At 35.6% G+C, this 20,903-nt stretch carries 13 protein-coding genes; 3 read left to right on the top strand and 10 right to left on the bottom strand.

The window, feature by feature from the left end:
• The first annotated feature begins 145 nt into the window (after positions 1-145).
• The gene (locus tag IPI15_RS05590) at positions 146-544 is read left to right on the top strand and encodes a hypothetical protein (protein ID WP_287401291.1); all 399 of its coding nucleotides are present in this window, start codon (positions 146-148) and stop codon (positions 542-544) included.
• A gap of 227 nt (positions 545-771) precedes the next feature.
• Here the strand turns inward: IPI15_RS05590 and IPI15_RS05585 are convergent, their stop codons facing one another.
• The 9 genes from IPI15_RS05585 to IPI15_RS05545 all read right to left on the bottom strand — a co-directional run bounded on the left by IPI15_RS05585 (position 772) and on the right by IPI15_RS05545 (position 14,602).
• Entirely contained in the window at positions 772-2,130 is a 1,359-nt protein-coding gene (locus IPI15_RS05585) for a pyridoxal-phosphate dependent enzyme (RefSeq protein ID WP_287401290.1), read from the bottom strand.
• A 740-nt stretch (positions 2,131-2,870) separates the two neighbouring features.
• Positions 2,871-6,218, bottom strand: coding sequence for a DEAD/DEAH box helicase (locus IPI15_RS05580; protein WP_287401289.1), 3,348 nt, complete (start codon positions 6,216-6,218; stop codon positions 2,871-2,873).
• 124 nt (positions 6,219-6,342) lie between these two features.
• On the bottom strand, positions 6,343-6,678 hold the full coding sequence (locus IPI15_RS05575; RefSeq protein WP_287401288.1) for a 7(1) septoil knot domain-containing protein: 336 nt from the start codon (positions 6,676-6,678) through the stop codon (positions 6,343-6,345).
• 106 nt (positions 6,679-6,784) lie between these two features.
• Positions 6,785-7,822: a LysM peptidoglycan-binding domain-containing protein gene (locus tag IPI15_RS05570; RefSeq protein ID WP_287419435.1), complete on the bottom strand. Its 1,038-nt coding sequence runs from the start codon at positions 7,820-7,822 to the stop codon at positions 6,785-6,787.
• 139 nt (positions 7,823-7,961) lie between these two features.
• Positions 7,962-9,722, bottom strand: coding sequence for an agmatine deiminase family protein (locus IPI15_RS05565; protein WP_287401286.1), 1,761 nt, complete (start codon positions 9,720-9,722; stop codon positions 7,962-7,964).
• 15 nt (positions 9,723-9,737) lie between these two features.
• Positions 9,738-12,005, bottom strand: a complete 2,268-nt coding sequence (locus IPI15_RS05560) for a TonB-dependent receptor (protein ID WP_287401285.1) — start codon at positions 12,003-12,005, stop codon at positions 9,738-9,740.
• Positions 12,006-12,115: 110 nt separating this feature from the next.
• Complete coding sequence (locus tag IPI15_RS05555) at positions 12,116-12,460, bottom strand: tRNA-binding protein (RefSeq protein WP_287401284.1); 345 nt, start codon at positions 12,458-12,460, stop codon at positions 12,116-12,118.
• A 17-nt stretch (positions 12,461-12,477) separates the two neighbouring features.
• Complete coding sequence (locus IPI15_RS05550) at positions 12,478-13,725, bottom strand: ABC transporter permease (RefSeq protein WP_287401283.1); 1,248 nt, start codon at positions 13,723-13,725, stop codon at positions 12,478-12,480.
• A gap of 106 nt (positions 13,726-13,831) precedes the next feature.
• Entirely contained in the window at positions 13,832-14,602 is a 771-nt protein-coding gene (locus IPI15_RS05545; RefSeq protein WP_287401282.1) for an AMP nucleosidase, read from the bottom strand.
• Positions 14,603-14,760: 158 nt separating this feature from the next.
• Between IPI15_RS05545 and IPI15_RS05540 the strand changes: the two genes are divergently transcribed.
• A complete protein-coding gene (locus IPI15_RS05540; protein WP_287401281.1) occupies positions 14,761-15,426 on the top strand; it encodes a metal-dependent transcriptional regulator in 666 nt (221 codons plus the stop codon).
• 146 nt (positions 15,427-15,572) lie between these two features.
• Positions 15,573-19,370 (top strand): reprolysin-like metallopeptidase, encoded by a 3,798-nt coding sequence (locus IPI15_RS05535; protein WP_287419434.1) that lies wholly within the window; start codon positions 15,573-15,575, stop codon positions 19,368-19,370.
• 699 nt (positions 19,371-20,069) lie between these two features.
• Here IPI15_RS05535 and IPI15_RS05530 read toward each other — a convergent pair.
• Complete coding sequence (locus IPI15_RS05530) at positions 20,070-20,900, bottom strand: glycosyltransferase family 2 protein (protein ID WP_287401279.1); 831 nt, start codon at positions 20,898-20,900, stop codon at positions 20,070-20,072.
• Positions 20,901-20,903 lie beyond the last annotated feature (3 nt).

The raw sequence follows: 20,903 nt of genomic DNA, 5'->3' as shown, positions 1-20,903 counted from the left end.
TAAGAAAATTAAGTGGTGGCGCAAAAGAATGGGTTTGACAAAGCGTCTAAATAATTGCTTGCAACTTACAATGTATATAAGAATTAGTTAATAAGCACTGATTTTCATTGGTTTATATAATTATAGTTACCTTTGTACATCGCCTATGAATAAGATATTTATTAAATACGGTTTTCCACTCAGCTTGATCTTCATCATGCTTTGCCTTGCATTCAATAAGGATGTTGCTTTTTTAGTTCAATGGAATATACAATATGGACTAAACATAGATCCAAAAGCCTGTTATTATATATCATTGATATATCTGAGTATTGTGACTTGCATCACTAGTTACTATTTTTATCTAAAGATGGAGGAAGAACCAAATGAGGAGCAACTTCATCCGGGTTATTTTACTTTATCATTTCTATTGGGTTTGCCTGTCGTCTGTATTGCAATTATCGGACCTTTTGCACACGGCATGATCGCGCTTACTATCTTGGCTTCGGCTACTTGGTGTTTTGTGAAAATATATCATGTGGTGGTGGAGTATTATAAGACATGAGTAATCGGTAATCGGTAATCGGTAATCGGTAATCATAATGTTCAAAATCACAGATTGAGTTCCATCATTCCAGAACTTCTATTTTCAAAATTTCCAATTAAAAATTACTATATAGTTAAACCATAGAGCCCATTAGCTTTTAAATTCATGCTTTACTCAACAATAAAAATACTCAAACTCCTTCGCCTCATTTTCAACTTTCAATTTTCAATTTTCCCTTCAACGCATCAACACAAATGCTGAATAATATCATACTGTGTTAAAATATGCTTATGGCCCGTTCCATCCATTACCAGGACAGCAGGGATCTTCTTACTTATGTATTTTGTAAGTTCTTTGACAGAAAGAGATTCATCGACAATGGGAAATGGCTCATGCATGACATCTTTAACAAGCACATTGTCAATATTCTCACTATTTTCAAGTAAAGAAGATAAAATATCACTCTCAGTTACTGACCCTACGATTTGTCCATTTGAATTGACTACCATCTGAGAAATATCATTTTCTTTCATCAAATCGAAAACATCGCGCAACTTACTTTCTGCTTGAGCACTAATTAAACTTGGATTGTTTTTCTTGCGGATCAGGTCAGCCAAGGTAAGATCCTGGCTTATGAATCCTCTGTCACGCATCCAGTCATCATTGTAGATCTTAGCGACATACCTTGAACCATGATCGTGAAAGATGATCACAACGACATCTTCAGGTTTTAAGCGATCCTTGATCTGTAATAATCCTGCCAAAGCACTTCCTGCACTATACCCCAGTAACATCCCCTCTTCTCTGGCAAGTCTTCTTGCTGCTAGTGCGCCATCTTTGTCTGTGACTTTTTCAAAATGATCGATCAATGAAAAATCAACGTTCTTGGGTAGAATATCCTCACCAATCCCTTCCGTGATGTAAGGATATATTTCCTTTTCATCAAATATTCCGGTTTCTTTATATTTTTTGAATACAGATCCATAAGTATCAATCCCAATGATCTCAATATTAGGATTTTTTTCTTTCAGATATTTTGCGGTACCACTGATAGTACCTCCGGTGCCAACTCCTACGACCAACTTTGTAATAAGGCCATCAGTTTGTTCCCAGATCTCAGGACCTGTGGACTCATAATGTGCCAATGAATTGGCCATGTTGTCATATTGATTGAACCAATAGCTATTAGGAATTTCTTTGCTTAACCTTTCTGCCACAGAGTAATAAGATCTTGGGTCAGAAGGCTCGACGTTGGTAGGACAAATGATGACCTCCGCTCCTACTGCTTTTAGCATGTCCATCTTTTCTTTGGATTGCTTATCGCTTGTCGTAAAGATGCTTTTGTATCCTTTAATTGATGCGACCAATGCCAGCCCCATGCCGGTATTACCTGATGTACATTCAATGATGGTGCCACCTGGTTTAAGTTTGCCGGTCTCTTCAGCCACTTGCACCATTTTGAGTGCCATGCGGTCTTTGATTGAGTGTCCGGGATTGAATGTTTCTACTTTAGCCAAAACGAGACAAGGCAGTCCTTCGACCACTTTGTTGAGTTTAACCATTGGTGTATTTCCGATAGTTTCCAGGATGTTGTTATAATACATATGTTATTATTCTGATTATTTTGAAGGGGCGAAAGTAGCAAAAAAAATTGAGGTTAAAAAGTGAGAAGGTAAGAAGGTGAGAAGGTGATGTGTGATCGGGTGATGGGTGATGGGTGATGGGCGATGGGCGATGGATCTGATAAAATGTATCTTTGAATTCAAAATTTGCTAATTAAAAAATCCGTGAAATCCAATAATCCTTTTAATCCGTGATTCAGACAATGTGTGATCGGGTGATGGGCGATGGAACTGATTAAATGTATCTTTGAATTCAAAATTTGCTAATTAAAAAATCCGTGAAATCCAATAATCCTTTTAATCCGTAATTCAGACAATGTGTGATGGGTGATGGGCGATGGAACTGATAAAATGTATCTTTGAATTCAAAATTTGCTAATTAAAAAATCCTTGAAATCCAATAATCCGTTTATCCGTGATTCAGACAATGGGTGATCGGGTGATGGGCGATGGAACTGATTAAATGTATCTTTGAATTCAAAATTTGCTAATTAAAAAATCCGTGAAATCCAATAATCCTTTTAATCCGTGATTCAGACAATGGGTGATCGGGTGATGGGTGATGGGCGATGGAACTGATAAAATGTATCTTTGAATTCAAAATTTGCTAATTAAAAAATCCGTGAAATCCAATAATCAGTTTAATCCGTGATTCAGACAATAGGTGATTAGGTGATTGCATGATCGGATGATCGGGTGACGGATAATGTAAGAAGAGATATTTAAAGTATATCCAGTAATTCTTCCTTCGTCATCTTACCACCGCCCTGCTCAGACTTGATGAGATCTCCCACTAACTTCCTTTTTGATTCTTGAAGTTTCATGATTTTTTCTTCAATGGTATCCGGGCAAATCAATCTAACTGCTATGACATTTTTATTTTGGCCAATGCGATAAACGCGGTCAATTGCCTGGTTTTCTACAGCAGGATTCCACCAAGGGTCTACAAGATAGACGTAATCAGCCTCAGTCAAATTTAGGCCAGTTCCGCCAGCTTTTAAACTGATTAGGAATACTCTAACGTTGCCATTATTCTGAAATTCATTGACGCTGGCAGCGCGGTTTTTACTTTGCCCGGTAAGGTATTCATGCGGAATTCCGAAATGCACGAGTTCCTTTCTTACAAGATCCAACATACTGACGAACTGCGAAAAAACAAGAATTTTATGTTGAGCGGATTTGTTCCGGATCTGATCAATGAGGACATCGATCTTGCTAGAATGATCCCCAATGGCGTCTTCTTCCTTTAAAAGCGCCGGGCTGTCACAAATCTGCCTAAGACGCGTCAACCCTGCTAATACATGCATATTGCTTCGTGACAATTCTGCCTCATCCTTGGCAGTGATGTAATCCCTTAATTCAGTTTCATGCTTATCGTAAATCCTGCGTTGCTCTTCTCCCATTTGGCAATAAATAACCATTTCAGTCTTAGCAGGTAATTCAGTGGCTACTTGCTTTTTAGTCCTTCTCAATATAAAAGGCCGGATCTTTTCTTCCAATTCTTTAGATCTTCTAACATCCTCAAATTGATCAATCGGATTAGAATACACCTGACTGAAATACAATTTATTGCCAAGCAATCCAGGACAAGCAAATGATAGTTGCCCATAAATATCAAAAGTATTGTTCTCAATTGGTGTTCCTGTCAACACTAATCTATTGCGCGCTTTCAGCAGTCTTGCAGCTTTATACCTTTCAGACTCCGGATTTTTAATAGCCTGAGATTCATCAAGTATGACATAATTGAAGTCAAATTCTTTTAGAAATCTTATGTCCGACAACATCATGCCATAGGTAGTCAGTATAATCTCAAATTTTGAAAATTCTGAGTTGCTTTTTGGCCTATTCGCTCCATAATTTGTATAGATCTTCAGATCTGGTGCAAATCTACTGACCTCATCCTGCCAGTTGAAAAGTAAAGAAGTCGGGACGACAACCAAATTGGTATTGTTAAGATGTTTTTCTCTGAGTGAAAGAATAAATGCAATGACCTGCACAGTTTTACCCAGGCCCATATCGTCAGCAAGGCATCCACCGAAATTGTGATCATCCAGGAAGTTTAACCAATTTAATCCATCCTCCTGATAATGTCTTAATTTAGCTTTCAAATTATCAGGAACCTTAACTTCAGGTATGTTTTCTAGCTTTGTAAATTTGCTTTTGTAGTTCTCTATCTCAACGCTGACTTCCCGACTTAATACTTCATCTTCAAACAGTTCACTTAATTCAGTAAAATTGATCTTAGGCACCAGGATCATTTCCTCCAATACCTCGCCGGCATTGAAAAAATCAGCAAATTTCTTAAGCCAGATCTCCGGAATAATACCCTGACTCCCGTCGTCCAATTGTACATATTTACTCTTGCTTTTGGCTGCTTTGTAGAGCTGTTTCAAATTCGCTTTTTGTTTGCCGAATTTAACATTCACATGTATATTAAACCAATCAATTCCACTATTCACACTTATAGAAATATTGGCTTTATTCGAATTTAATTTGTTCTTTTTTAATTCATTGAATCCAAGTATTATAATTCCTTCGTTGCGCCAGGTTTCAAATGCGCCTAGGAACCAGTCTTCATCCAGAAATTTATCCTTGTGCAAATAGAAATATTGAAATTCATTTAATTGCTCAGAAAATTCCGGATGCTGTCTTAATAATAAGGAAGTAAAATGAATCTCGAGTTGATCATCTCTTTCAACTTTAAATAAATTTCCGTTCTGGTCTTTATCATAGATTTGCTTCCTTGAAAACACCGGGATTTCAACTTGTCCATATCTTACTACAGGAGTAATGTTGATAAAATGTTCCTGGTCAGTAAGATAAATGATACGATGAATGTCACTTTCGTGCATTATAGAAGCGATTTGCTTCTTACTTGCAGCTTTTATAAATGCATAATTAATTGAAATTTGATTTTCTAATTCATCAAGAATAGAAGATTTAAATTCATCAAATTTAGATTTGTGAATAATTACTATTTCATTATTTGATTTAAAATAATCAATGACTCGCAGTAAGTCAGTATTTGGAATTAAATACCATTTATTTTTTAATTCAATAAAGTATTTATACCTAATTGCCAATTCCTTAAAAGGTATTTGTTTGTCGCGGATCGTTATTTCACCAGTGATCTCGTAGAATGGCTCTTTTTGAAAAACATTTAATTGAACGTCATTTTTTAATGGAAATAACTCAATTTGTTTTAATGAATTAATTGTAATTGTATCTGAAATTATTTTATCATGGAAATAAAATTCCAATCCCAAAGGATTTAAAAGCAATTGTTTTAAGGCCTCAATTTCAACTTTTGCATCCCCACCTCCATGGACATTTTGCAGTTTTGCGACTGCTGCATAAAATTTTACATATGCGATGACCTCTGTATTATTAATTAATTCCAGGGGATCAAGTATTAGCAACGGGCTTTTGATCTTGCCATTCTTGCCGGTCTCTACCTCAATTATTTCGGCACTTATTTGTTCATAATATTTATGCTTTGTAAATGCCACAATTTTCTTTGAAGAATCACTTGCAGGATTAAATGGTTTTGATGGTTCTTGAGGAAGTAACTTTAAACTTAAAGCTTCGTGCTCAGCTTTATCAAACCTAACTAATTCCTTGATTTTAGGTCTTATCTCATAGCTTTGTGCTAAATAAACCAGATCAAAATATAACTCACATTCAACTTCATCATCTATTCCGTAATTTTTTGCTGTCTCAATAATCTTGGCTTTCCTCATAGCTGTATCAAAAAAAATGCGCAGATAAGGATGCCTTATGATGTTTTGAATTACCTGAAACTGATGACTGCACATCTTTCGCTTAGACTCTCCGCAAGGACAGTTTAAAATTAAAGAATCGGAAAGTTGGCTGACAGAAACAATAGGATACTCTAAACCTATTGAAGGATTAGTAAACAATCCAAAATCTATATCAATGATTGATGGAACAATATTGAAATAACCACGGGAGTTAGTATCCGCGAATCCTGCAGAATGTTTTAGAAGGACTCCATAGGATAACTCCGGAACAGTTCTGTCGATGCTGTATTCATTGGCACGGTTAGTCATTAAATAAATTTCGCTTTAATGAATCAAAGTAAAGCATTAATTAATAACGAAAATCATAAACTCAGATTTTTGTGAAGATTTTCATAAAAGACAAAATTTTTGAGTGTTGCATTCTGAAAACTTTTCAATCCAACAAACTTTTTTTTGAGGAATTATTCCAACCAGCTTGATTTTCATAATCTACATAATAGATCTTGAGATCAGCTTGATTCTCGTATGGCACGAAGTAGATTTCTTTTTGAGATTGATTGCTGTAATTTGTAAAAAACCACTTCCCGTCATTTTTACCGGCTTGATTTTCATATTTTACTTTGTAGACTTTTAGATCAGCCTGGTTTTCGTACTTTACGATATATACTTTAACATCTGCTTGATTTTCATAGGAAACTGAATAAACCTTTTGCGACTTAACGTTAGAAAGAGAAAAAAGGAATAGTAATAAAGAAATAAAATATTTCATTTGCTAATCTTTTTAAATTAAAATTAAAGATAACAAATGTCAGAATTTGATATTCTTAATTAATTCATAAAGTTTACCAACACATGATATGCCTTGAAATATATCCTTATTTGAGATAGGATATTCTTGTAAAAAACTTAGCATCCTTTGCGCCGAGTTTAGCAGCAACTTCTGGAGATACAATCACTTTGATATCATCAGGATAAGTGTTAGCCGGTATGGTACCTGCTACCTTTGCATAGATAGTTGTATTAAACATTGGATTCGTGATGCTGATAATACTTCCTACTGCTGCAGATTTATGCAGGACATATAAACCCTTACTGCCTTTTAATTCCTTATGCCAGAAAGCTGCACCTTGCTCATTATTGCGCTTAAGAAATGTCGAAGCTACTTCAAATTTTTCTTTATTTGATGCTGGAGTATTTGTTTTAGCTTCTTCCTTTTCGACTTTGGCAACCGCTTCGGTAATTGTAGCCTTTATAATGGCTTTATCTTTTTCGGTGCTCTTAGGACTTGTCTCAGTAATGGGAGCTTTCGTAGATGATATATTTGGAGGTGTTTTCGTGCTTGTCGGATTAGCTTTTGATGCGGATACATTTTTATCCGCAACTATAATTGCCGGTGTTTCTACTTTTTTGCTAAATATGTCTAAGGGAACCCAACCCAACAGAAGTAATTGGCCCAATTTAAGCTCTGGACTCGTCATACCATTAAGCTTCATTAACTTTTCAGGCTTAATCCCAAAATAATTGCGCGAAATATTTAATAAACCTTCACTGGGTTTAACTTCATAAAAAACTGGAGTAAAGGAAGCCCTATTTTTTGGCAGTTCAGTTACTCTAATAAGTTTTGCACTAATAGGAACTTTCAATAATTCATCCACCTGGATCATTCTTACCTTAAGTGCTGGGTTTAATTCTTGAAGCTGGGTTGTTTTTAGACCATAAAACCTGCATAGTGAATACAAAGTTTGTTTTGGCGCCACACGATGCATAAAATATTTACCAAAAATACTATCATTCTGAATGAAAATGGTGTCAAGGTAACTCAATACTGTAACTGAATCACCTGTGGCGCGAGCTTGTGTAAGACCAACTAATGTAAACAGCAGTGTTAAAGATGCTAATTGTAATTTTCTCATAATACTTAATAAATGCTATAATGATGTAACGAAAATTTAATGAAATTTCATTCACCATATGACATCAAACAATAATAAACGTCATAATTGTTCCGCAAATATATTATTATTTTATCTAATATAAGAATTTAACTAAATTCTAGTTGACCACCAATGGGACAATGTTCAATTGATTCTTACCTTCAGCCTTTATGAAATAGACACCGGGAAGGAAAGCGGAGGCATCAAAAAACAACTTTTGTTGGTTTGGTTGATAATTGCCATTAAACAATGTTTTAACCATTTTGCCAGCAGCATCATACAAACCAATGTGAATTCTATCTCTTGAAGATAAATGAACATCAACTAAAGTCATAGAAGTAGCAGGGTTCGGATAGACTTCTATGTGATTAGTTGAATTAATTTCATCTGATGAGCTAGTTTGTAAAGTTTTAGATGTATAAAAACCTGATGGGGCTGTCATAGGACGTGTGATCGTTTTCCCGGATTTTGCAAATCCTTTGATAAAATATCTAGCTGTATTTTTAAATTCAGGAATGTTGGCGATGTACAAAGATGTCAAATTGTTCTCAATGTTCATCTCTATACTATCCCAAAGTTCTGTTACTTCTTCCAATTGATAATACAACATTACTTTTTCAATTCCAGTCCTATTTTTTACTATAGCGTGAACATCTCGTTCTACCGTTACTTTAGCATCTATTATAGGCAAAATTGCATCCACTGCGATCATCAAAGGATCATTAACACCAACTTCTTTTGTGATACAATGAATGGCTCCTAGGGATGGAATTATTTTATTGCAATCTATGCCTACAATATTGTATCCAGGAAGTGCTTCTTCATATATTCTTCGAGCAATTGTATCATATTGTTCGGCATAAAAAGGTACCAGAACTGTTTTATTTACAAATACAGAATTTGTATAAGTCCTATAATTGCCATTTTGATCAGGGTATTTACCATTAGGTCCGGGAGGCATTGGCATATATACAATTCGGTAAGGTTTGCCAAATGTATTTGTAAAATTAGATAGAACGTAATCAATATTTGCATTGATCTGCTTTCCGTCAGCAACATCATTAGGATACTTACCTACCAAAATCGTTTGCTCATCAAGGATCTTCATGTGCATATCTATGTGATGAATCGCATCATATGGAAGGGTATTCATCTTAGGATACACTTTTGTTCCCATGAAGTCATGCATGATGGTATCTACTTCAGCTTCGGTATGATCAGAAAAGCCAAAATCACTATTTGGGCCATTTTCATCCATAACTAGTAAGGAACTAAATGCAGTGCCAAGGCCATCAGACATATAGTTTCCGCCGGTGTGGACTAGATCAAGCGGAGCTTCATTTGTTTCTATCAGAGGTAATTGGAGTGATCTGGAGAGCTGACGTGCAAGTGTGTCATCCTGATATCTTGGGCGATTGTAGATCCAATCAACAAGATAAAAGGAATCCACATCTCTGGCATATACAGTATTGGGGCCATAATCTCTTACCCAAATTGAGTTGTATTTACCGATGACATACTGAACGTTTACAGAATCAGAGATGCCCTTAGATTCTAAAAAACTCTTAACAGTGCTTGCATTGGTACATGCTATGATAATTTTACATTGAGGGATTGTATTTCTAACGATTTCTGCCTGAATATCCTTGAAGCCATTATCCCAAGAGATTATGAGGCCGCTCAATTCTTCCCACTCCGCCATACTTCTTACAGGAAAATCAAGTTTTCCGGATCTACCTGTTTTAGCTTCCTTGATGGTATTAGCAAGATACTGAGGCATAGCTTCTCTTTCACCGGCAGCAAAGTTTTTAGGTAAACTCTGAGCAATGAGGGCCGATGCTGAAAGATGAATAACTAAAAGGAAAACATATTTCAACATGATATTAAGTTTTATTTAAAAGAAGAAGTTAAGTCCGGCACTCGGAAGTATTGGCAATTGGTTGATACGCTCATATGAGATTCTGTTGACATAGAAGATATTATCTCTGTCTGTCACATTGGATATACTTGCGTTTATTTCTAATCTTGAGTGTTTGCCAAACTTAAATATTTTCTTAGCAGAGACATCAATACGCATATAATCAGGTAATCTACCTTGATTTCTTTTACTTTCGTACAGAATGCCAATTTGGCCATTTGTTGAAACGAAATCTGTTCCAAGATCAGTAGATGGAATCTGATCGAAGAATCCAATGGCTCTGGTGAAAGGGAATCCAGTTCCATAATTAAATCTGACACTCAATTCCAGAGATTTTGTCTTTCCAAAAGCTACCGAACCTAAAAGGTTGACATTATGCGTTCGATCATAAATAGTAGGATATTCCTGCCTGCCATCATCTCTGGTAACGTTACCATATGAGTAAGTACCCCATAAATAGTACCTTCCTCTAGAATACTTAGCTGTAAAATCAATTCCATATGCCTTACCTGTTTCAACTATATAATCAGGATCAGTTTTCTTAGCCTTGGCGCGATTGATATTTAATAACGCATTGAAGTTCTTATAATATGGTTCAAGATTCAGCTCAAGGTATTGGTTGACATCATATTCAACTCCGAAAACCACATGCCATGCTTTTTGGAGTACGTTATTAACATACTCGTTTTTACTGTAATCATATATTGACTCCTCCGGACCTGAAAGAAAGCCACTAAAAAGATTGACCACGTCTCTGTCGTCCACAGTACTAAGAACATTTTGTGAATAAAGACCTGCAGCACCTTTGAAGCGTAAAGTTTTAGTTGCATTATATTTCATCCCTATTCTTGGCTCAGGGCTGAATTTACCTAGAGAAGCATAATATTGCAACCTAACTCCCGGCTCTATTACAAGGTCGCCAAGTAACAGCTTATCTTTGAAAAAGAAAGAAAGTTCAGTAGTATTATCTTTTCTGGCAATTGTATTTTTTAGGAAATTTGTATAATTCAGGTCAGTGGTATTACCGGCTAGTTCTATCCCGAATTGAAGTTCGGACTTAGGTTTGTAATTTGTAATATTTACACCAAAGAAATAATTGGACAACTCAGATGTTCTTGGATTTTGTTCGAATTCGTTAAGCTCAATGTTGTATTTTGTAAAATTGGCAATCGCTCCTAAAGTATAGTTAGAACCGGCAGGATTCAAAACAAAATTTATACCTCCGCCGCTGTTAACCCATTTAAACTTAGTGGTAGATGTATAATTGACATCATCATTAAAATTAAAACCAAAAAGATCGATTTTACTACCATTGTCAAGAGAGAAGTTCAACTTTCCATAATAATCTGTAAACGCAAATGGAAGACCATCTTCATTAGCATAGCTGTATAGCGTTTTAGAAGTCTTTTCTAGTAATGACTTTTTAAAGGAAAGTAAATAAGATGCGGAAAATGCCTTATCTTCTTTCAAAGGAACAATAGGGCCTTCCAGCACAGCCTTTGCATTAAAAGGACTCACCCCTACTACTCCACTTATTCTTTTTTTATTCCCTTCCTTTGTCTTAATATCTACGACAGCAGAAACTCTGCCTCCATGCTCTACATTGAAACCGGCACTATTTACATCTATTGTTTTTATTGCTTCTGTCTCAAATACTGAAAATATTCCTATGCTATGGAATGGATTGAATATGGTCATTCCATCTATCATGATCTTATTCTGGATGGGTGCTCCCCCTCTGATGTATATCTGTCCACCCTGGTCTCCTGTGCTCACAATACCTGGTAACACTGGAAGGTATTGTGCAATGTCTGCATCCCCACCTATGGATGGTAACTGCTTAATTTGTTTCGGGCTTATGGTGATCACACCTGCTTTCACTTCTGTTCTTTTCTCTATGCTCCCGGCAGTGATCTGAACTTCATCAAGTAATTGAGTAGAAGTCTCAATATATAGTTTCTTATAGGTAACTGCAAGATTCTTAACATCTATATCTACTATTAAAGTATCATAACCGACATATGTGATCATTAATTTCTGAAGACCAGAGGGGGCATCAGTAAGATTAAAATAACCATTATTGTCTGTAAGATCAAGAAGATTGGTACCAATTACAGATACGGAAGCAGATATGATAGAATTACCATCTTCTTTATCATAGACGTTACCTCTTAGGATGGTGCGCTGTGAGTATGAAGCAATATTAATCAGTAAAAAAGAAAATAATATGATGTGTTTGTGCACGATAACAAATTTTAGAAGGCGTAAAAGTAAACTTTTATAATTATTATTCTTCTAAATTTCAATTAACAAGTGTTAAAGTATAGTAAAAACACTTCAATAATTTTGTCCTATTAGCCTATTTCTGAGCCATTGTCGACTGCTCTGTCAGGTCTTAAAAGGATCACTCCACCTCCATTATCGTATATACCCAATATTAGAAACTCTGACATGTAGCCTGCTATATTTCTTGGTGGAAAATTTATTACTGCAATTATCTGAGTGCCAATCAGAGCGGAAGTTTCATAATAATGTGTGATCTGTGCACTACTTTTTTTAATACCAATATCCGGGCCAAAATCAACTTCAATTTTATAAGAGGGATTCCTTGCCTTTTCAAATGTAATGGCAGAGATGACAGTTCCAACTCTTATATCAAGTAATGCAAAGGATTCAGTAAAATTTACTTGAGGTTTCATATATGATCAGGTATTGTTTAACCTTGTCTGATTGCTTCGACGGGATCCATCTTTGCAGCATTAAAAGCAGGTATCACACCTGCAAGAATACCTACAAGAATGGAAAGGACCAATCCAACCAATATATTGCTTATAGAAAGCGTCATTTCAAATTCAGTTAAAGCACTGGCTACCTTTAAAACGCCGAACACAAATATTAAACCTAATATTCCGCCGAGGATACACAATACCACTGATTCAATTAAAAATTCAAGTAGAATGACATTTCTTGTCGCGCCAATCGCTTTTTTAATGCCAATGATGTGGGTTCTTTCTTTTACTGAAACAAACATAATATTGGCGACGCTAAACATACCAACCAAGATGGCAAAGCCACCAATGATTAGTCCTGCAAGTTTTAAAACACCAAAAACACTGTCAAATATTTTATTCAACATGCTCAATTCATTGATGGCGAAATTACTTTCATCCATTGGCTTGATCCTGCGTTCAGCCCTTAGTAAACCAGTTATTTCGTCTCTAAAATCAGCAATATCAATTCCTTTTTTTGCCTTAGCATTAATAGAAGCAAAGAAAGATCCTCCTCTAAGATTAATATAGAACTGAGCAGTCTTATAAGAAACAAGACATGCTTCATCGAAATCGAGAGGGTTAATCAAGCTCTTTCCGGTTTTAGCTATCACACCAATTACCTGGAGTTTTTTGCCGCCCAATACTACGATCCTCCCTATTGGATCTGCTGGTCCAAATAAACCTTGAGCGACTTCATATCCTATGACTACAGTATTCGTTCCATTGATAACATCATTGCGATTAAAAAAGCGACCGGAAGCAATTTCAATATTAAAAATGCCTCCATAATCTTCTGTTACGCCTATAATAAAGGAGCCTTCTATAAAGTTTTTCTGAAATTTAACGACTTTATTTCCTATAAAAGCACTGTATGAAACCTGCTCAGTCAATTTGCTTTTTTCTTTTATAGCTTCAAAATCACTATAAGAAGGCTTTGGACGACGTTGATATTTCCACCAACTCCCTCCATCATCGCTCCAGGGTCTTTTATCGATATATAGTACATCGTTGCCCAATTTATCGAAGCTACCCCTGATATTATTCTCAAGTGAATCTACAGCTGCTTGCACGGCTATGATACAAAATATACCTATCATTATACCAAGGAGAGATAGAAATGTTCTCATCTTATTATTTCTGAGTTCAGACAAAGCCTGGACAGAACTTTCCCAAAAAATATGTGCAATATTCAATAGTTAGAAATTATTTTGTAAAGTTAACTTTGAAATATCTAACCATGAAATAAATTCGACAAGCGAATACCATATCAGTACTAAAAACATTGCTTAGATTGACAATTTAGAATTTTAGATGTCTGACGGTTTTATGATTTTCCTTTAGCATGATTAGTGATTTAATACCTATCGTAAGGTGATCTGTCACATAATTTTGATTTACATGTTTATCACTTTCATCGGTTTTGACCCCTTCAGGAAACATTGGGATATCGGAGACTAAAAGTAGGGCTCCTGTAGGAATTCTATTGTGAAATCCAACAGAAAAAATTGTAGCAGTCTCCATGTCTATAGCCATAGCTCTTATAGCGGAAAGGTATTCTTTAAAATCTTCGTCCCATTCCCAAACTCTTCTATTGGTTGTAAATACAACACCCGTCCAATAATCTCTTTCATTTTCTCGAATAGCTGTAGAAATAGATTTTTGGAGCGCAAATGCTGGCAAGGCTGGTACTTCTCTTGGAAAATAATCATCAGATGTACCATCTCCTCTTATTGCAGCTATGGGTAAAATTAGATCTCCAACTTTATTTACTTTTTTCAAACCTCCGCATTTCCCTAAAAACAATACAGCATGTGGAGTAATAGCCTCCAATAGGTCCATGATGGTGGCTGCATTCGGACTGCCCATGCCGAAATTAATGATTGTAATATCGTCAAATGAAGCACTCTGCATAGCTCGGTCTTCTCCTGTGATCGGCACATTATAGGTCTCTGCAAAGCGCACCACATAATCTTTGAAATTAACAAGGATAATAAATTTCCCAAATTCTTCAATTGATCTGCCAGTGTATCTAGGTAACCAATTGTTAATTATATCAGCTTTTGTTTTCATTGAATGTCATTTTGAAAGATAAGTCAATCATGCTAAAATAAAATATTTCTTTCCACAAGAACGCACAAATATTTCAATTTTAATTTAGACTTACCTAAATTTATCACTAATTGATCACATATACATCTGTTATTAAATTTATTAAACTCGACAAATCGATGTTATTAACACAATCAGAGGAAGACTACATAAAGGCGATATACCGCATATTCGAGCGAACCGGAACTTTAGTAAGTACCAACTCAATATCTGACCAAATGAAGACCACACCTGCTTCTGTAACGGATATGATCCAAAGGTTGCACGAAAAAGGAATAGTTCATTATGAAAAATATAAAGGAGTCTCCTTAAAACAAAATGGCAATTCAATTGCCACACAACTGATTCGCAGAAACAGGTTGTGGAAAGTTTTTTTAGTTGAAAAATTAAACTTTACATGGGATGAACTCCAGGAGACTTCAGATATATTAGAACATGTACAATCTGAAAAGATGATAGATGAACTTGAGAAATACTTGTCATTTCCAAAATATGATCCACTCGGGGACCCGATTCCTGATAAGAGTGGAAAGTTTGTGTTGAGGAGCAGATTTCCGTTATCTGAAGTTAATATGAATACAAAAGTGAATGTCGTAGGGCTTTTAAACCAAAGTCCTCCATTTTTAAAATATTTAGACAGTCAAAAAATTGAATTGGGTACCAAAATTACTATACTTGAACGTTTCGAATTTGACAAATCTCTAAAAATCCTTTCAAATGAAAGCGTAGAATCGAATATATCATTAGACATAGCAAGGAATATACTGGTGCGTTTTCAAAGCTAAATATCAGTATTTATAAACAAATTCACCTATAGGGAAATTCAAATAATATTTAGTTTCAATTAATTGTATATCATTTTTATTTTTGCATACTAATATTGCACAAAATATTATTCCTCTTTTTATTCAAATAATAATCAATTCAGTATATGAAGTATTTAAATCTATTGATTTTATGTCTTATAGTCAACCTAAGTTTTGGCCAAACATCTAATTGGCAAAAATGGCAACCAATTGAAAAAAGTCATTCTCTTAGAATAAAAACAACTAAAGCTGAATATTATTCTCTGGACCTCAAAGGATTAAAGAATCAAATATCCAATGCACCTGAGGCAAAAGATAGAGATGTGATTGCTCCTATCCTCTCGCTGCCAATGCCCGGTGGTAAGATGATCGATTTTAATGTAATTTCCTCCAGCGCTCTAGCTCCGGGATTAGCTTCAAAATATTCGGAAATAAAAAGTTACATCATCAAAGCCATAAATGATGAAAGGGTGCAAGGAAGAATAGACGTGACTTATCAGGGCTTTCATGCAATGATCCAAAAAGGTGCGGATCTAGTCTTCATAGATCCGGCATTGGATAAAAACACAATCAACTACATTGTTTATAAAAAAACTGACCTTGTCAGGACAAATAATTTCGCATGTCTGGTAAATGATGAATCTGAAAAAGAAAGTCTTAACTTCGACTCTAATGATATTAGAGTATCCGATAATAATTTCAGAACATATAGAATAGCTATATCCTGCACAGGTGAATATGCGCAATTCCATGGTGGAACAAAAGAGATGGTCGTTTCTGCGATGAACACTACTATCAATAGGGTCAACTTTGTATATGAACACGACTTTGCAGTGAGATTCGAAATAGTCGACAAGAACGATACACTTATATATCTTAACCCTTCCACTGATCCTTACGATAATAATGATGTAGGAACTCAACTGGATGAAAATCAAAATCAATGCGATGAAAAGATCGGTTCTGCTAATTATGACATTGGTCATATATTTAGCACTGGTGGCGGAGGGTTGGCAGGGTATGCTGTAGTTTGTAAAAATAACCGGAAAGCCGGAGGTGGAACAGGTTCAGGATCTCCTGTCAATGACGCTTTTGATATAGATTATGTAGCTCATGAGATAGGTCATCAGATGAGTGGATCACATACTCAGAATAATAATTGTAATAGAGACGATTCTGCATCTTTTGAACCGGGTAGTGCTTCAACTATCATGGGTTATGCAGGAATTTGTGCTCCTGATGTACAACAACATAGTGATGCATATTTTCATGGCCATAACATATTGGAAATGGGTAATTATATAGTGAATGGCACAGGTAATAGTTGTCCATCCAAGACTATTCTACCTGGGACAAAGCCAGTGATAAATACTACTTCAGGAAATCATATTATCCCGAAATTGACCCCTTTTGAGATGGAAGCATCTGCGACAAGTGAATATCCTTTATTATACTGGTGGGACCAATATGACAATGAAGTAGCAGAAGTTCAACCTCCGCTTCCTTCGAATAAATTGGGGCCATTATTCCGATCTTACGATGCAGTTCCCTCCGGAATCAGAACATTTCCGAAAATTGAATATATTGTAAATAATTCTTTGAATACTTGGGAGTCTCTATCTGCAGTAGCAAGAGATATTAATTTTGTAGTTACAGTTCGAGAAGATATTACTGACGGTGCCAGACACTCTCAGGCATTTGATAAATTAACTGTCGATGCTAACAAAGGTCCTTTCCTGGTAAATAATCCAAATGACAAGAATGTTACATGGTTTTCAAGTGTACCGCAAACTGTAACTTGGGATGTTTCACTTACTGATCAAAGCCCTATAAACTGTTCCAGAGTTAATATTTTATTATCAAAAGATGGTGGATATACCTATCCATATTCGCTTCTAGAAACTGAAAATGATGGTTCTGCAGAGGTTATATTGCCACAGATTGTAGGAGACAGCATGAGAATCAAAGTAGCTGCTGTAGGCAATGTATTTTTCGATATATCAAATAATAATTTCACGATTAAGGATGGTTTTCCTCCATTTACCGTGGATGTGAATGCTACTTCTGTAATGTTGTGCGCCTTGGATACATTATCATTCTATGTAAGTGCCAAAACACTGGATCTAACACCTGATACTATTTTAGTAAGTACATTTAATACAATTCAAGGTATCAAAGTACTATTTTCGAATGATACTTTATATACTGAAGATTCAATTTTGGTGACCATTATTAACAATAATTCAGCAGCTGGAGTGAAGCAATTACAATTAAAATTTTCTACTCCAGCTTTAAATATTGTAAAATCCATAGAAATAACCAGTATTGCACTGCCTCTAAGCCCTGTGTTAAACTCGCCTTCCAACTACAGTGAAAATGTAAGCACACAAGTGCAGCTTAAATGGAATCCTGTGACCAGTGAAATCGTTACCTATACAGTGGAAATAGCTAAGGATAAGCTATTTACAAATATTATAGCTACGCTTGTGGATTTATCAGAAGTAAATACGGGTTTATCTGTTTCATTAGAATCAGGAACCACTTATTATTGGAGAGTCAGAACTCTTGGACAATGCGGATTCTCTAGTTATTCTGCATCTTATGTATTTAGAACTGAACAATGTAATCAGATCTTTTCACAACCATTCATGACTACACCTATCAATGCAATCGAAGTAACAGATACAATTAATGCTTCTGATATTCCTTTCGAAAAAGTTTCTTCCATTAGCGTTAATGCCATAAGAGGATCTCATAATGAGGTAAGTGGTCTATCAATGACATTGAAAAACAATGATGGTTTAGAATCTATTTTATTCGATAAAGATTGTTCAGGTGATCGTATCATAGACCTTTCTTTTGATGACAGATCAGAGATCGAGGGTATTCCTTGTGATGAAAATGTAGATATACTGGGTCTTGGTAATATCGCTATTAAGCCCACTACCCCGCTTTCTGTCTTCAATGGTAGCAATGCTAATAATAATTACGTAATGTTGGTAAATGATGATTCTGGCAGTCAAGGTGGTGTGCTAGAGCAATGGGGATTAACTATTTGTGGTGCGGCTCCCGTTTGCAGTCCGTTGAGAATTCCTGAAGCCATTAAGATCTATAAAGCGAATGTGGCTTGCACAGATGGTGAAGGATGGACTCATTATAGCATTTCTGCTGATAAGAATCCATTAGGAGCTTACGAGTTAATGATCATGTCTCTAAAGCTAAATCCGGGAGATGAAGTTTTGCCGGAGGCAGTTAGTATTAGAATTCCCACAACTCCTTTATATTCAAAATTGCCAAATGCACAATATGTAAATGATGCAAGTAAATGGTTTGTGATGAACAGACACTGGTTACTTACACCTGCAGTTCAACCGACAGGTCTGACTGGTGTTAGGTTTTATTTTGGAGAACAAGAAGCTCAAGCTTTGTTTACAAATGCCGGAATAGATAATATCTACGACAGTCTCAAAGTGTTTTCTATCTTCAGCAATGGTGTATTGAATCCCAATCCGGTAAATAAACACGTCAATATCCAGCCGACAGATGTGAAACTTCATGAGGCTGAATTTTTCGATTACAACATCAAAAAATATGCTGAATTCTACACGACTTATCTAGCAGATGGTTGTATTGGGGCGGGAAGTCAATTTAAAGTGGTGAGTAGTACAAATTCTAGTCTGAACAAAATATCAATTGCATTGTATCCCAACCCTGCAAATGATGAGATCAATTTAAGATTCAGTCAGGTAAAAGACTTTGAGTATATTATTCAGGATATTTTAGGAAATCAAGTCAGAAAAGGAAAAGTAATTAATTCCGACAGAGTTACAATTAATACGGCATATTTGAGTTCAGGATCTTATTTTATTAGATTCACGGCTGATAAGGTAATCGGAACAAATAAATTTACGGTTATAAAATAGATAAAAAAAAGTGAAGGGGGGGCTCTAAAAAGACGCAACTTGCCCTCTAGCAGAGCTAAGATTTACACACACCTTTTTTTATATTTCAAAGTAAACTTTAGTGACACAACGACGTAGGTTAACCTACGCCGAGCCTCACGATCTAAGCTTTAAATCTAAATATTGTATATCATACGCTATGAAGTGCTGAGCGTAGGTTAACCTACGTTCTGATGCGTGCAAAATTCATTTTGCTCATAATTGACTAATAATCATAAATTTATATTATTATTTTAGAAATGACCATTTTTGGAAAAATACTTATTTATAAACCCCCTCTGGTCAGAGGGGTGGCGATAGCCGGGGTGTCGAATGTCGCTTAAACACATAAGGTTTAGCAGGAAATCAAAAACAATTTATCAAAGAGTTATATACTAAAGTTTTAAAGAACTGAATGACCCTAACCCTCAAAAGGGTGGTTTATTTTTTGCTGGATAAATAAATATTCAACCCAATTCAGGGTTGATAGAGCGTCCTACTTCAGCCCCGAGTTTCACTCGGGGCTATTGTTATTCAACCCTTATCAGGGTTTTTTTAGCCATTTGTAAGGATGATGAGCAATTAACTAATTTGAAAAGTTAACATTTACTATATGTTGACTTTAGCGAGGACTACAACTTTTTATGTTATTCTTATCCTGATGTCCTAAAACCTATTATTTTAATAACTTTCCTTTCCTCTCCTCTTTTGTTTGTGTACCACTGCCCTACCGATTATTAAGACGTGATTATAAATAGCACTTGCAAGCCCAAAATGAGCTTTTAATATTTTAAATCGATCTTTGAGCGATTGTTGCCATTTTTTCTTAGAGACTCCTCCGGCGAGGTATTCTGCGATGTTAAAATCTGTTTTGCGGGTGGACTTTGCTTTCTCCAAAATACGGATGACCCAATCAATATCAGCACTTAGATTCTTTGGAATAAACTTTGGAACGATTGAAAGCCGCGGGATGAATCCTTGATGACAGACGATCATGCCCTTTACCATATCTGTACGCGTCAGGTGATCAGGGAGATTATGTACTGTAATTTCTGAACGAGTACCAAGATACTTTCTTGCATCATCTACGATCATAACTTCACCGTAAAGTACATCATTCTCTTCCGATAATTTTTTTAATTTTTCTACTACATTATCATCAAATGTCCTGTCGCCTGCATTTAGAAACCAGATATATTTTCCGGTGGCAAGTTCGATGCCTTTATTCATAGCATCATAAATGCCTTTGTCAGGTTCTGTGATCCATTTTGAAATGTGTGGAGAGAATTCCTCAATAATATTCAAGGTGTCATCCTTGGAAGCTCCATCTATGACGATATATTCAATATCATCACAGGACTGATTTATGACACTCTGAATAGTACCTTCAAGAACGCTGGCAGCATTATAGCAAACTGTAACAATAGAGATAAATGGCTGAGTCAATAAATTATTTTTGAACAAAAATAAAGCCAAATTGCCAAATACCAAGGATAGATTTATCTTTGGCATATA

It is taken from the genome of Candidatus Brachybacter algidus, assembly GCF_016707225.1.
GTDB lineage: Bacteria > Bacteroidota > Bacteroidia > Chitinophagales > Saprospiraceae > Parvibacillus > Parvibacillus algidus.
Note: the sequence above shows the minus strand (reverse complement) of the source record. Positions and strands in the feature narration are given on the sequence as shown.

Bases quoted from the DNA above. Each gene is read 5' to 3' on its own strand.
- IPI15_RS05590 (WP_287401291.1), top strand. From the start codon at position 146: ATGAATAAGATATTTATTAAATACGGTTTTCCACTCAGCTTGATCTTC.
- IPI15_RS05585 (WP_287401290.1), bottom strand. From the start codon at position 2,130: ATGTATTATAACAACATCCTGGAAACTATCGGAAATACACCAATGGTT.
- IPI15_RS05580 (WP_287401289.1), bottom strand. From the start codon at position 6,218: ATGACTAACCGTGCCAATGAATACAGCATCGACAGAACTGTTCCGGAG.
- IPI15_RS05575 (WP_287401288.1), bottom strand. From the start codon at position 6,678: ATGAAATATTTTATTTCTTTATTACTATTCCTTTTTTCTCTTTCTAAC.
- IPI15_RS05570 (WP_287419435.1), bottom strand. From the start codon at position 7,822: ATGAGAAAATTACAATTAGCATCTTTAACACTGCTGTTTACATTAGTT.
- IPI15_RS05565 (WP_287401286.1), bottom strand. From the start codon at position 9,722: ATGTTGAAATATGTTTTCCTTTTAGTTATTCATCTTTCAGCATCGGCC.
- IPI15_RS05555 (WP_287401284.1), bottom strand. From the start codon at position 12,460: ATGAAACCTCAAGTAAATTTTACTGAATCCTTTGCATTACTTGATATA.
- IPI15_RS05545 (WP_287401282.1), bottom strand. From the start codon at position 14,602: ATGAAAACAAAAGCTGATATAATTAACAATTGGTTACCTAGATACACT.
- IPI15_RS05540 (WP_287401281.1), top strand. From the start codon at position 14,761: ATGTTATTAACACAATCAGAGGAAGACTACATAAAGGCGATATACCGC.
- IPI15_RS05535 (WP_287419434.1), top strand. From the start codon at position 15,573: ATGAAGTATTTAAATCTATTGATTTTATGTCTTATAGTCAACCTAAGT.
- IPI15_RS05530 (WP_287401279.1), bottom strand. From the start codon at position 20,900: ATGCCAAAGATAAATCTATCCTTGGTATTTGGCAATTTGGCTTTATTT.